This window comes from Dysgonomonas sp. 216 (genome assembly GCF_010501065.1).
Lineage (GTDB): Bacteria > Bacteroidota > Bacteroidia > Bacteroidales > Dysgonomonadaceae > QVMM01.
The window spans coordinates 41,633-56,975 of the sequence record NZ_QVMM01000014.1 but is presented as its reverse complement, the minus strand read 5'-3'; the positions used below and the strand labels follow the sequence as shown (position 1 = coordinate 56,975).

Annotated in this window: 4 protein-coding genes; all 4 read right to left on the bottom strand. The window is 38.9% G+C overall.

What is annotated here, in order from left to right; all coding sequences use genetic code 11:
- Positions 1 to 56: 56 nt before the first annotated feature.
- A complete protein-coding gene (locus tag D0T53_RS09360) occupies positions 57 to 4,658 on the bottom strand; it encodes an autotransporter-associated beta strand repeat-containing protein (RefSeq protein ID WP_163267180.1) in 4,602 nt (1,533 codons plus the stop codon).
- A gap of 183 nt (positions 4,659 to 4,841) precedes the next feature.
- Positions 4,842 to 7,169 carry an FIVAR domain-containing protein gene (locus tag D0T53_RS09355; protein WP_163267178.1) on the bottom strand — a complete coding sequence of 776 codons (2,328 nt, stop codon included), beginning with the start codon at positions 7,167 to 7,169 and terminating at the stop codon, positions 4,842 to 4,844.
- Positions 7,170 to 7,447: 278 nt separating this feature from the next.
- Entirely contained in the window at positions 7,448 to 10,216 is a 2,769-nt protein-coding gene (locus D0T53_RS09350) for a hypothetical protein (RefSeq protein WP_163267176.1), read from the bottom strand.
- 543 nt (positions 10,217 to 10,759) lie between these two features.
- The gene (locus D0T53_RS09345; RefSeq protein WP_163267174.1) at positions 10,760 to 15,310 is read right to left on the bottom strand and encodes an autotransporter-associated beta strand repeat-containing protein; all 4,551 of its coding nucleotides are present in this window, start codon (positions 15,308 to 15,310) and stop codon (positions 10,760 to 10,762) included.
- Between the last annotated feature and the right edge of the window lie 33 nt (positions 15,311 to 15,343).

The window sequence follows — 15,343 nt, the reverse complement described above, 5'->3', positions numbered from 1 at the left end:
ATGGTTGTGAAATAGATACTCCACAACCATATTAAAAGAACATTTATATTAAACCTCTACTTTTTTACCAGTTTCGAGGTATAATCCTTACCATCTACATTCACTTTAACAATATACATACCTGATGATAAAGTTGTTACATCTACTTTATCGCCGGCTGCAATATCCTTAACCAAAATCAGGTTTCCACCCAAGTCGTAAATATTAACCAAAGCATAACCTTCTATAGGTAAATCAACCGTAAAGAAGTCGGTTACAGGATTAGGCGAAATATTGAAAGATGAAGCTTCGGACGAAATTATACCTGTGCAATCTATACATTCTACAACTTCAATTGTTCCGTCTGTCAGCAATTTACTGGTATCCCATTTTGAATCGACAACAGTTGGAGGCAATATCATATTTGCAAATTGCCCACTAACCGAACCGTTAAATTCGAATAATGTTAATTTTGCCCCTATAGGAAACTCTGCATTTCCGTTTACAATTTCAACCTCCAAATTGCCTGCAATTACAGCGTTTCCGTTTACTACAACCTTATCGCAAGGATATGGCGACCTGTTTCTTACACTCATATTAAATTTAGAGCCCGCTTGCAGCGACACACCTTTATTGAATGTTAAAGTTCCAATCATTTTCAACCAAGCAGTAGACGTATGGTCGCCCGGCTCAATAACACCGCCGCTTTTTACAGCAACAGTATTGCCAATAAATCCGGTTCCGCCTATTGTAGCACCCGAAGAAACTGTCATTGCTCCTGCACCAGTTGCACTACCTGTTGTGTTTAATGCTAATATTCTACCACCATTAATAGTTGTTGTTCCGGTGTAGCTATTGGCGTTAGTCAGACTTAATGTTCCCGTTCCTACTTTTACCAGTTTTCCGGATCCGGACATCAATCCTTGAAATGTTGTATTGGTATTTCTGTTTCCTACTGTCCATGTATGGTTACCTAATGCTAATTGCACCTCGCTATTACTGCTTAAACCTCCTATTTTGAAGTTTACGGCAGATGAATTAAGGTGATGAACATAAATCTTACCTGTTACATTCATGTCGGCATTTTCCCATCCGTATGTGTTACTTATACGCAACTCGGCCGACCATGAACTGTGCACAAAATTAGTAACAAAGTTTAGTGTTCCTGTAAATGCCGACCAGTTTCCTGTAAGATTTTCTCTTACATAAGGAATATTAATAGTAGCGGTTCCATTTCCAGTCAACCTTCCCGAATATGTAGCTGTACTTGCCAGATTTATCCGTGCCGAAGCACCATCCATCAATTCGAAATTAGTAGCATTTCCCGTACTATGAGTATATGTTGTTCCATTGCCCAACACCACATCATTGCCTGCTTTTGATGAGCCCGAACCAACTGTTACGCTTCCGCTTTCAACAATTAACTTACTAAATGTATTAGCACCAAAAAACGCAAGATTACCGCTACCCCGTTTTGTAAGAGTTCCTCCTGTTATAGCTGCTAACCAACGGAAGCTCGAATTTGTATTTATAACAGCACCACCATTACCAATATGTAAAGCGCGCGAAGAAACTTTCAGGTCAGAGCCAACCGATGTTAACACTGCATTATTATCAATAATAAATAAATTCGGATCTTTCGATGGTATTCCTATAGAACCATTATTGACAAGGCTGGGGAAAGACTCGACTGCTAATGTTCCTTCATTAAGCAATACTGCTCCCGAAAAGTCATTTACACCTCTAATGGTTAATTTTCCTGTACCATCTTTTGTTAAAGTTGCAGTACCTGCTATTTTATTATCACTATCCGATTGGAAAGTATAATCTTTACTTGCATCAACAGTTATGTTTGCCGGCAAAACTACACCTGCAACATTAACCGATTGCGAAACAGACGTATCGTCGAATTTAACATTATCATTTGTTAAGAAGAATGTGTTGTTCGAATTTAATGAGAAATTCTCTGCACCAAACACATCCCAAAGACTTCCGTCGTTTGCGCCGTTCCATACAATTGTTCCGGACGAACGCACATCTTGTATTGTAAGTACAACTTTATTATCGGCATAAGAAAGCGTTCCTATCTGGCTGCCTAATCCTTCTACCTTAACTTTAGATATATCGCCTGTCAGGTTTGGTACTTCTATCAAAACATAGTTGCCGGCAAGCAAATCGCCTGTAACTTTGTTAATGCGGAATACCGAGTTTTCGGCTACCGACAAAGTTCCGGTTGCCATTGATATCTTATCGCTCTGAACAGGAGCTGTCAACATATCAAATTCTATTATCGAGTTTTCGGCTAACTCCAGCTTTTCGCCAATAGCTAATGTACCAATACCGGCTTTACCTCCGGGATAAAGAACCGATGCATAATTCATCGCTACCGATTTACTTAAAGTCCCGGTTGCTGCTAATTCGCCATGAAGATTAATCCAAACAGGGCTATTAGTTAACTGTCCGTCAAAAACAACCAATCCATCCCAAATCTCGGTACGACCCGAATAATCGTGATTTCCATTAAATGTTAAAGTTGCCGGACCTTGTTTCAACAAATTCATTGCCCCCGAAAGTTTTCCGGATGTCATATTGAACGAATAGTCATTCGTTGAATTAACATACATGCTTTTAGGCGAAACAACGCTAGTTAAAGCTATCTGGGCAGTAGGTCCCGACACATCGAAAAGAACATTTTCGCCATCGGCAAAAGAACTGTTCACTCCATCTTTTATCCAATTTGCAGAACTGTTATCCCATGTTGTCGCCGAATTTTTAAACACCAAGCGTTGGTTATCCATAACCGGAGGAGGGGGAAGTGTTATTCCCTCTAGTTCGCCCAAGAAGAAGCTTGTATGCGGAGGCTGATTGTATCCGCACATTTGCCAAGCTATTGCCTGACGATACTGCATATCGTGCATTAAAGTATATATACGATGCTCTGTTGGGTATGTAGTGAAATAGATACGAATTTTAGAGTCGTCGGCACTTCTGAAAATAACTTCTTCGCGCCAATCGCCAAATAAATCGGCCTGCAAACAAGGTGTTCCTTTTGTATAATTACATGAGTAATATCCATCGGTATTCAACAACCTTTCCCACGATTTTGTGCCATCATTAAACTTCGATATAGCTCCAACTCCTTTTCCCAAACTGCTGCTAAAGCTATGCCCCAAAATCTCGCTCAACAAATCGCCAGTCCAGTAAATACGGAATTCAGTACCTCCTGTTATCGATATTTCTTTTCTTTCGGATGCCGAAAAACCACCGGTTTGCGACGGCCACATTTGAGCTCCTTTATATAGGTTGCTAACATTTGCCGCCATACAACGACCTTCGTCTCCTGAACTTATTTTTTGAAGCAAAATTTCACCACTCTCAGCTGCTCTGAAGGTTGTTCCGTGATAAGGTGAGTTTTCTAAACAAGCAAAAACCTCGATCCCTTTACGGTACGGATCGAAATTGCTGACATGCATGGCATCTCCGTGCCCCAATCCTGTTGTATATAAACCTGTACCATTATCATCAATGGTCATCGACCCGTAAATTATCTCATCGCGACCATCGTTATCAACGTCTGCTATAACATAGTTGTGATTTCCTTGTCCGCTATATGCTCCATCGCCCGAATCCCATGTCCATCTTGGTACAAATTTTTTATCTACAATATCAAATGTAGCCATCTTTGTTCGATGATAGATCCCTCTTGAAACAAAAACGCTAGGATTTTTACCATCAAGATATGGAGCTCCATAGTGGAACTTTAATGCACGGTGTGCCAAACCCGACGCCGCAGTACCCGATGGCCCCCATTGGCTTACAGGATGACGAGCTATGTGAGGCGTACGGTCTAATTCCTTACCTGTAGTTCCATCGAACAACGAAAGGAACTCAGGTCCTTCGTATTCGTAATACGAGTTATTTAATTTAAATGCGCTTCTATAGTTCGTTCTTCCATCAGGGCTTAAATCTCCTTGTGCATTGCCTAAGTCAGGAATAACGTTTCCTAATCCATCAACGGTTCCTTCCGATGTACGCATAACAACTTCGGCTTTTCCGTCTCCGTCAAAATCGAAAGCCAGAACATTTATCTCTACATCGTTGTATACATTCGGGCCAACATCGATACGCCACATAAAAGTTCCGTCAAGTTTATAAGCCTCAATCAATGTATAGTATTTATTTTCTTCTATATTAGATGGATTAAAACCCATATTCCGTCTTTTCACAATAAGCTCGTATTCGCCATCGCCATCTAAATCGGCTGTAGTAATGTCGTTAATCTCGTACATATTATAATACGAGTCGGGCACTCCCGCAATTTTAGGAATTGTAGCCAATTGTAATTCTACATAAGCATTTGGCAATACCGATACGGCAGGGCTTTTTGCCTGCTCCACTCCATTTATTACAGCAGCAACCTGATATTGCGAAGACAGCGTTCCCGATGGGTCAAGATAATTAGATGCCCCTGTAATAGGCGTATCATTAAGTTTTGTTGCACCTCGGTACAAATTGTAGCTTACTCCAAACCATTCTTGTCCGGTAATACGCCAGTTTACGTATACCCCTCCATCTACTTTTGAGGCCATAACCCCTCTTCCCAGATTTTCCATTCGCCGTTGCGAAAAGCCGGGTTGCATTGCAAGCAATGCTAAAAACAACAGTATTAATTTTTTCATTTTCCTGATATTATTAATTCAAAGTACTTCTTCTCTCATACAAATTTAAAGACATATCGTCTAAATATTCTAAACTATTATTCAAACTAATGGAAAATTGTTCAAATAAGTTGAAATATTTTAAAAAAAAATCAACCCCCGAAGATTATTCTCCGGAGGTTAATTATACTATTAATCAATAGATTATTTTAATTTTTTCAGATTAGCTGTTGTACCGTCAGTGTATATAACCCTTTCGATAACAAATCCTTTATAATCGGATGTTACAACCTTACCTGTAAGGTCGAAATATTCAACCGATTGTACTTCCTTCACTGTTGCTGTTTCGTTATCAATACCTGTTATCAATCCGTTTTCTTCGAATTGGAAGCAGAAGCGTAAACGCTCGATTGGAGCAGCGGAAGTGCTATAAATGAATACTCCATTCATTTCAGTCTCATCATAGAGATCAACCTCGAGCCACTTATTTGTTGAATACCTAATTCCATATTGAAAATATCCATCGACAACATACTCTGCCGCATTCTGACCTTTATTATCTACAATAGCAAAATCAACAGCCACATCTGAGAACAACGTTGTGCTATTTGATAAATATTTATTCAAACCCAGATTTTTTAGAGTATATACACCAGTTGATGTTTCTTCTATTCCCCATTCATCATAACGATTTGCCACTGATGGCAAATTTGACACCAATGCATATTTAAGAATCTCGGTATCAGCATCCACATATAATACTTTTTTATTAGTTGACACTGCGTCTCCATTCCCCCCGTCATTTCCATAAGTATAGATACGATAAGAATTAGACGAACTTGGAGCATTGCGAGGTGTAGAGTTAAATGTTGCCAATGCATCATTTAAAGCAGTTGTTTCTGCAGCTAAATCATCAGCATCTGTGCCAGTAGTTAACAAATTATTTGCCGAAGTTATAGCAGCACTTAAATTATCGACGACAGCCTCCGGATATTGTAAAAAATAGTCACCCTTACGAAGATTTATTGCTGTATAACGTGTAGTAACCGTAGCTATATCAGCCTCTAAAGTTTCGTAAACGATAGCATCTGCTTCAAATTTACCTAAAGCCGCTTGTAGTGCAGCAGTCACATCATCAACATCGGCTGTAGTTGCAACTGTTGTTCTGGCTGCTGTCGCAGCATCAATAGCCGACTGAAGTGTTGCTTTTATTGCCACAAAGAAAGCAGCAGAACGCGCTTCTGCATCATGAGCATCTTGCACTGTTGTTATATTAGCAACAAAGGCATTGTAAGAAACTAACGCTGTTGTAAAATCGGACTCTGCTGCTTGAAGATCTGAAATTGCCTGAGCTACTCCCGACATTGTTGCCGTTCCATCGTCGTAAACATCCTGAGCCGCACCCATTGCTGTAGTTAAGGTTGCTTTCAATCCTGTAATATATGGATTCGAATCGATAACGGCATCACTTATACCTGTAGCAGTCGCTATTTCATCCAATAATGTTTGTTTTATACCGTCTAAACTTGGAGTTTTAACTTCTACTGTTTTAGTTACCGATACAGCACCCAATTCAGCCTTTAATGTTATTGTTGCATCGGCCGATATTGCCCCCGCTGTTAATGTAGCCTTACGCGAATCTTCTGTATCCTTTACTAAAGCAACAAGAGCCTTTTCTCCTTCTGCCAACGTTCCATAATCGGAAATAGTCCATTCTATATCAGCGTCCTTACGATCAATAGTAAGATCTAACTCCATTGCTGTGGTAAATGCTGTTAAGGCATAGTTTGCTGAAGCATCCTCTCCTGTTAGAGTTTGTAACGATGCCGCACCTGTAAAATCTTTTAACTTGTCAGCAATAAGCTGACCAACTGTTACATTATCCAAGCCTGCACTTAACCAACCTTTTGGTAAATTAATGTTTAATTTTTTAACATCGCCAGCATTTGTAAGGTCGACATCCGTAAAGGTTTTTGCTGCATTGCTATTAAATACTATTTTTAGTAGTTTATTATTATCCAGGTCTAGCAAAAACTCTGTATTAATCCATGTTCTACGAGCTCCATAAGCAACATCGGTGGTTGATTTACCTGTAAAAGAAAGTGCATTCGAATTTCCTCCTGCTATTGTAATAAAAAACACCTCTGAACCTGCAGTATTTACCAGCTGAAATGTAGCACCTGTAGAACCTCCATAAATATCTGTCTTTACATGCACTATTCCAGATAATGCATTTGTAAATGTCTTAGCCATACTGCGTCCTCCACCCTGACTTGTCTCTGTAAATACATTATCTGCATTCACAACAGAATTCATCATCAATGCATTATCTCCTGCTGCTGCCTTTTTAAGGATAAGAGCATTAACGCCACCCGTCCATGTATCGGCTACTTTCATATCAGTTCCCAATTCGTAGCTCTCAAAATCTTCTGCATTCCACCAAGCCGTAGCCGGATCAATTGCAGCAAAAGAGGGAACCGCCAGCATCAGTCCAAAAGCCCCCACGACTAACCGAGTAAAAATCTTCTTCATAAATAAATGTTTTAAAATGGTTTAAATTCAATTAACAATCACGATTACCTTTAAAAGCAGCGCTATATTAATAAGCCGAATTAAATATTTATTAACCGCTCGAAAGTAAAATTAAGTACTGAACGTGATGTATGGAATATAAATTCATTCAAACAGATGGAATTTTATTCACGCAGCAGGAATGCACTGTTAATTAACATCTTATAGATAAAAAAAGTCCCGAAAGAACGAATCTTCCGGGACTTTCCTGTTTGTTTATTTATAATGTTACCTCTACATTACTTTTTAATAACTTTTCGAACCGAAACTGATCCGTCTTCGTATTTGATTTTCACTACAGCAAAGCCGCTGAAATCAGAAGTTACCAGTTTACCTGACAAATCGTAATATTCGCGAGATACTTCTACTTTGTTATAATCTGCATCTTCGATTCCTGTTCCGGCTTTTACACATGTAAGAATACCTGTATTTGCATCAAAAGTATATTCAGCACCTGTAGGAACTACAAAGTTCATAAATCCGTTTACAGCATAATCGTCAGCTTCGTCGTCCCATGCTGGTTCGATATATACGGCATCAATAATTTGGAATTGTGCTCCAGCCTCAGGTTTAACTGTTTCTACAATTTCTAATGTAGCACCTTCGATAATAGTCATACCCAGACCTTGGTCAAGAACCGTGATTTTATCGGCAGTAGTTCCGTGAACCCCAATTTTAATTCTGGAAGTTCCCGACATACCAATATTAGCTACAGTTAAATTACCTTCCATTGTTCCGTACATGTTGAATGTACCGTTAATTGTACCATTACCTTTAATTGTAGCAGTATCTGCAACTAACACTTCTATAGGCATATGTGTTTTTTCTGCCCCAGCAGGACCTGTTTCAGCCATAGGCTCTACTGCACCTAAAACACCATTCACTATTAGCGTTCCGTCAACTACAGTTACTGTTCCATCATAATATTTATCGCTAGTGCCCGAAAGAGTCCAAGTTCCTTTTCCTACTTTATTTATATTAAACGCCTGAGTATTATCCCATGAGTCTAAGCCAAACGACTTAATAGCTCCGGCAAACTCGGCGTTAGTATTCAAAGATCCTATATGATAGTGAGTTGTACGAATACGCGGACCTACAAATTCGGAAGAGGCTGGACCTGAAAGTTCACCAAGACGTATGTTTTTACCATTCATATCGGAAGTTCCTAAAAATATATTCTCTCCCAAGTTTACTTTCACTGTAGAATAATCTGCATCTCTAGAGTTTACCCCTAAAACAAAATACGTAGTATCGCCCAATGTTGAAGTTACATTAAGTGTTCCATCAGTAAATATATTATTAAATATTGCAGTTCGGTTAATAGCACCTGTAGCAACATTTCCTCGCTGATTTAATACATAATTCAACACTTTAACACCTGTTATTTCCGATGCATATTCGAAATTTGATGTAGGAATAATAGTTAATGCCCCTCCTAAACTGGTAATAGGCTTATTAAAGTATGCTCCTTGTTGCATATCCAAAGTAACACCATCGGCAACCAAGAAAGATTTTCCAGCTTCCACATTTGCAATTGTTAGTGTTCCTTCATTAACCTCAACTCCGCTAGTTAATTCGTTTACAACAGACAATGTTGTAGAAGCATTTACTTCGATATATCCTGTACCTGTAAGTTTACCTGTTCCACCTATGCTATATCCTTCTGCCGATATTACAACATTAGCATCGCCCATCTGGATTGTTTGATTTGCTTCAATTTCTTTAAACAAAGATGCTCCATTCGAAAATTCCACAGCATTTCCACTTTGATATGCTAGATCTGTTCCACCTACATTAAAGTTATCATCTAATTCAGACCATACATTTCCAGCAGCTCCCGACCAAACATAAGTTCCAGTTGTAGCAGGTGTCTTTTTAAATATAACATTTATTTCAGTTGTTCCTTCTTCTACATACTTAACCACAACAGACTCTTCACCTGTGGCATCTTTATCATAAGCATAATAGTTTCCGTTTTCGACAAAAGAAACTTTATCTGAAGATAACAAGCTATATGATGTAGATACAGGTTGGTCAAGTTCAACTCTTTGTGCTTTAGCTATACCTCCATCCTGGTCTAAATAATTAATGTAAACAGGAGCTTTTCCAAGGTATTCTTTTTCTACATAAATTTCGAAATTATCGATATATGATTCGTGTGTTTGAGAGCTACCTCCATCTCTGGTGTTCATTAAACTCAAACGAGCCAAATCTTCTACAGCACTCGAAATAAATGGTTTATTTTCGATAGTAATTGTATTAGCATCATCTTCTGTATCTGTTATAGTTATGCTTTTCACAATCTTATTTTCGAAATCCATTACAGATTTTATATGATATGTTTTTGGTTTAGCAAATTCCATATCAATTTTATTACCCGCATGGTTAAGTTGAGTTGCTTCATAACCAGAACCTTTTCGTCCTAACCAAGCATATGAACTTTTACTACCACCCGATATAAATGCAGGTTGCGTGTATACTCCTAATTCATCATCGAAAGGACCTAAGTCTTGGTTCCAATAATAGAAACTTTGATCTCCTAATACATAAATAGACCACACAGCATCGTAATACATAGATGCAGAGTCTGCTCCGATAACACTTTTGCTACCTAATAGAGAAACGTGCATGCTATTACCGTTATTTCCTGCCCAAACTGTAGTTGCTTCAACACAATTCCAATCAAATTCTATTACAACATTAGCAAAGTCTCCCTCTTCGAATATTGAATTTTCCTGAATTATAGGGAATGTAACCTCAGCTCCACGACCATTCGATGCACTATTCGAGAACTTCATTGCATCATTTGCAAGTGCAAATCCACCATTCTTACCCCAAACAGAAGTACCATTACCTGTATAATAGTTCCATCCTGTAGGAAGAACATCCAACCCATCAAAAGTCTCATTAATATGATACTTTTTGTAGGTATCCTGAGCATCCAAAACTCCTAAGTTACCAAGTGCCAGCAGTGTTGCACTTAATAAAAAAGTAAATAATTTTCTCATAAATCTAAAATTTAAGTGTTAATATAATTAAACCTCTTTTTTATAAATAGCAGCAATTATTTCATGGTATTTTGTTACGAGAAAAATAATTGCAGAAAACACACAGCGTATATCGATTTTTAGCCCAAAACAAAAATAGAAAGTAGAAAATCAATAAAAATATATTATCGTCCAAATGAATGGAATTCTGTTCACGCTCCTGTTTTATCTATCTACATTTAACATTAAGAGTTCTTTTTTAAGCACTTATACATTATATATCTTTAGTTAAATAAAAAGGATTTACCAATGCATATCAACTTTGGAGTAATGCGTCAAATGTATTGTTCTAAAAATATCTATTAAAAAAACCTGACACATTTGACAGTCGCATTATTCTATCAACATAGAATTATATATTATTCACAGGACCAAGGAATGTAACAAATTCTAAAACCTGACAAACCTGACAAGTTTTGCTGTTTTCTTTTATTAGAAAATTGGAGCGACATATTTGCCGCCCCAACTGTTATATTATAGATAAAATTCGAATACCGATCTGCATTATTTAGTTATCCTATTCCGGTAAGTTCTATTATCCCAATCAAGAACAACTATATAGTTACCCTGATCGAGCCACGATACATCGAGTTTCAGTATTCCATCACTTTCCTTCTCTGCAAGCTTTAAAAGTTTGCCGTCGATTGAAAGAAAACTCACTGTTACATCTCCTTTATATCCCTCCATATCGATAGTCAAAATATCTTTTACAGGGTTGGGATACATGCTCAACTTACCCGAAGTTGTATTATCGAAAATGCTACTACCCGACTTCACTATAATAATACCTTCAGTTATACGGCTCTGATCCCAAATAAGGCCATCGAGTTCGGGAAGAACTTTTTCGAATTTACCTTGCGCTCCTGTCGATGCATTAAATATTTTAAATTCCATACCATCGGCAAACGAGGTTGCACCCATATTGTTAATAGTAAGGGTTCCCGATAGTGTTACTATTTTAGCATTTATAACGTCTGTTGTTAGAGCTAGCGGATTCATATCGACAAGTAAATTAGAAGTACTTTTTAATATCAGATTATTTCCTATATTAAACTCGCCAAGCTTCGAATCGTTCAAATTTAAATAGCCATTAGCTTCAACAGTTACGCTTCCGCCAACAGTACCCGACCCGCTTAGTGCAGCCCCACTTTTTACAGTTACAGTTCCGGTTCCTGTCGCGCTTCCCGATATTGATTTCACAACCAAAGTTCCGGCATTTACTTGTGTACCTCCGGTATATGTATTGCTTCCTGTAAGCGTCAGGGTACCTGTACCCTCTTTTATCAGTTTAGAGCTTGTACCCTCTATTACGCCGTTATACGTGAAACTCGAAGCATTATTGCCCCCTATTTGCCATGTTGTACTATTGCCCGACAGTTTAGAATCGGCTACACCCGACAGGGCTCCTATTTTTACAATACGTCCCGTCGATAGCGGATAAACCGATGCTCCGGCTTGCAAATTAAATGTAGCATTTGTGTATCCGTAAGTATTATCTATTCTGAAGTCGCCACCTCTACTTCCGTTTATTATGTTGATTTGCCCCGTAAACTCAGACCAATTGCCCCGTAAATCTAAACGGACATAAGGTATCGCAAAATTAAGGGTTCCGCCTCCGGTTAATTTCCCTGTCATTCGCCAACGGCTCGAACCATCGATCCGTGCAGTTTTTCCTTCAGGGATATGTATATTAAACGGTGAATCGAAGGTATTCGACATGTCGTTAATATCAAGCAAACGTAATGTACCACCTTCCATAGTCAGTGTAGAATTACCTAAACCATAACGATTACCGATTATAGAACCAAGGAAAATGGTTCCGGCTTTCAGTGTTACCGATTTAAAGATATTGCTGCCTTGCAGATTAACCAACCCCGATCCTGTTTTCACAAAATCGGCATTTGTACCGTCAACTGCATTTGCCAACATCAAGCTTGATGAAGACCCTTTCATTTCCAGCTCTACATTACCTTCCATCAGCATCACTCGGTCTGTAGCACTTATACCGGTCAGACGAAGCCTTCCGTTAGATATATCAACAGACGAACCCGCGCCTAAAGACGAAGCCTCGCCCGAATAGCCTATATTTACAGCTTCCAATGTTCCGCCAACTATACTTGTTACACCTGTATATGTATTAGATATATTATTTATAGTTACCGTACCTGTACCTGTTTTCGTCAACAAAGCGTCGCCACTTATAGCTCCGCTTCCCGACACGGTATAATTTGAGTTTGTATCAAAAATTACTTTTGATGCAGGCATAGAAGCCGTTAGTACAACGTTCTTGTTCTGAGCTTCATCATTAAAAGTAACTTCATCGTCGGGAACAAAGAAAACATCAACATTATTCAGTTTAAAGTTGTTAGAAATAAAGTTCCAATCAGAACTTTCGGTTCCCGACCAAACAATCTGTTGTGCTGCACGGGTAGCCACCACCTCAAGTATTATTGCATGCTCTTCGACCTTAATTTTATAAGGAGTATTAGTTAATCCCCTTACCTCAAAATTATCTGCTGTTGCATTTGTTGTTCCTGTAAATGTAATCAGAGTATATTCTCCGGCAACAGGTTTAGGTGATGCAAAAGTAACATCCAATGTATTATTACTTCCGGTTACATTAAAATCTCCGTTAACAACAATTTTATCATTCACGGCTGACGATTCGGGTACAATATCGAAAGCAAAGCAATTCCTTCCTTTTCCGTTTATACTTCCCTGAACAGTAATATTTCCAAGACCTTCGGCTGTACCACCATTACCCGGTTCGATACGTCCTCCCATATAGTTTAGACCTTCGTTCAAGTCTATTCCTCCTTTTAATTCGGCTATACCTCCAATAATTCCGCGTGCATCTACTATAACTTTACTTAGTAACGAGCCATTCAACACAAACCGTCCTTCCGATATGCGCGTATTTCCTGTGTAAACATGATTGCCTGTTAAAGTAAATGTTCCTTGTTGTGTTTTAACAAAGTCCATATTGCCCGACAAAACACCTGTACCCGAAAATACATAATCTTTGCCTTTAGGGTTTATCATCCAAATACGGGAGGGAGACAGATTTCCGGTCAATGTTATATTTGTATCAGGATTACGCAAATCGAACATCACACTTTTACCATCTATAGTAGTATTGGTTAATGTGGTTCCTTCGGTAAAATAAACATCGGCCGATTGAACCGGTGCAATAGGGGGTGCAGGCATATCGCTAGCCAAATAATAATCGGTAAATGGCGATTGATAATATCCTCTTGTTGTTGTCTGCATTCGGTAACCAGGGTTTTGCATCAAACAATAAAGACGATGATCCGATTCTGCCCAATTGCTTATTACGCAAAAACCCGAAGCATCCCTACGCATTACGATTAACTCTTCGCGCCAATCGCCCAAAATATCGCCAAAGAAAGCAGGACGCCCTCCCCATTCGGCTTTAGTATAATAAGCCGATTTTTCGTTGTACAGATTAGGTAGTTCCCTTTCGAAACCTTTAGTCGCAGAATTCCATTTATTTATTGCAAGATTAAAACCTTCTTTACCTATTGGCGATAATTTTTCGCGCGAAAGATCGCCATCCCACCAAATACCTTCAGCCGGTTGCAATGTTGACTTATCGGACAATATATTTCCTTTACAATCGTAATACCCGTGCATTGTTGAATACATTTCCAATCCTCGCGAAGCGTTATCCATATCCATACATTCGCCTCGACCAACATCCCCTACCGACGACTGATACCAACGTTTAATCATCTCGCCAGTAGCAGCATCATACAATGCCATACCCAATGTATTGGGGTTATCCTGCTGAATAGCAAAAGTTTCAAGCCCCGGACGATCGGGATCAATATCAGCTGTACGATGACGGTCGCCATGTACTAAGTCGGTATTAAACAACGGAGTTCCATCATGATCGAGTACCCACGAACCTTCAATTATTTCGTCGCAACCATCGCCATCAACATCGGCAACCCTTATTTGATGAAAATGACTATATCTGTACTCCCTGTCTACCCAGTTCCAACGTTCAACTAATCTTCCATCCTTATAATCCCAAGCGGTTATCATATAATTGAACGACTTATCTTTATTCCGGTTCGTTTGTTCAAAAACCAAACTGGGATTTATCCCATCTAAATAAGCAATGGCAAAATGCCCGTTCAGTTGTTTGTAATTCCAGTCGCCATAAAGTTCTTTTTCGAACATATCTTTATTTGGCATCTCGATGCGATCTATTTCAACACCTGTGTTGCCATTAACAATGGAAATATAGTGAGGAGCAACCTCGTTTGTTTTACGATAATCCTTTACTTGCCCGTTAGCACCTGTAATAACCGTACCATCGGCAAAAGTTGTGCCTTCGCTTGTTTTCATTAGTACTTCGGCTTTACCGTCGCCATCCATATCATACGCAACAACCATATCATTATGCCCGTTACATATCTTTACGTTTGGTCCCATGCTAATACGCCATTTAAACTTTCCTGCATGGCTATATGCTTCGACATACGGAGTCAGGTAATTAACATCGTTAACGTCTTCTTCCGACTCTCCGGTCGAGCCATAGCTTTGACGATCTAAAACAAAATCGTACTTGCCATCGCCATCTAAATCGGCAGGCCAGCAAAATTTCATTGTATAATCGGCAGCAACATCGGGAATAGGCTCAAAAGTATAATCCTGTACAATTCTGTGTGCGCCCGGATTTCCCGGAATAGTCCACGTTCCTTCCTCTTCTCCTTCTATATTATTAATTACAGGTTTTACAAAAACACGGGAAGACGAGTTTAACAAACTGAGCTGAACAACCATATTTGTTGAATTTGTAACAGGAACGCTATTCAGTTTCTCGGCTGCCTGAGCCCCTCTTTGCCTGTAAACATTAAACGCTATATCGTCCGGATCTGTAGCTAATAAACGCCACGATATAAACACATTATTATTGCCTTTATGAATAGCAACAACACCCCTGTCCAGCTTTTCCATCTTTCGCTGGGCATATACAAGATTACCCGTAATAAATATTAGAGATAAAATTAAAGCTATTTTTTTCATGGAATAAATTATAAATACCACTATTTGCCGGTG

Excerpts from the sequence above, each read along its gene's own strand:
- D0T53_RS09355 (WP_163267178.1), bottom strand. The coding sequence starts at position 7,169 with ATGAAGAAGATTTTTACTCGGTTAGTCGTGGGGGCTTTTGGACTGATG.
- D0T53_RS09350 (WP_163267176.1), bottom strand. The coding sequence starts at position 10,216 with ATGAGAAAATTATTTACTTTTTTATTAAGTGCAACACTGCTGGCACTT.
- D0T53_RS09345 (WP_163267174.1), bottom strand. The coding sequence starts at position 15,310 with ATGAAAAAAATAGCTTTAATTTTATCTCTAATATTTATTACGGGTAAT.
- D0T53_RS09360 (WP_163267180.1), bottom strand. The coding sequence starts at position 4,658 with ATGAAAAAATTAATACTGTTGTTTTTAGCATTGCTTGCAATGCAACCC.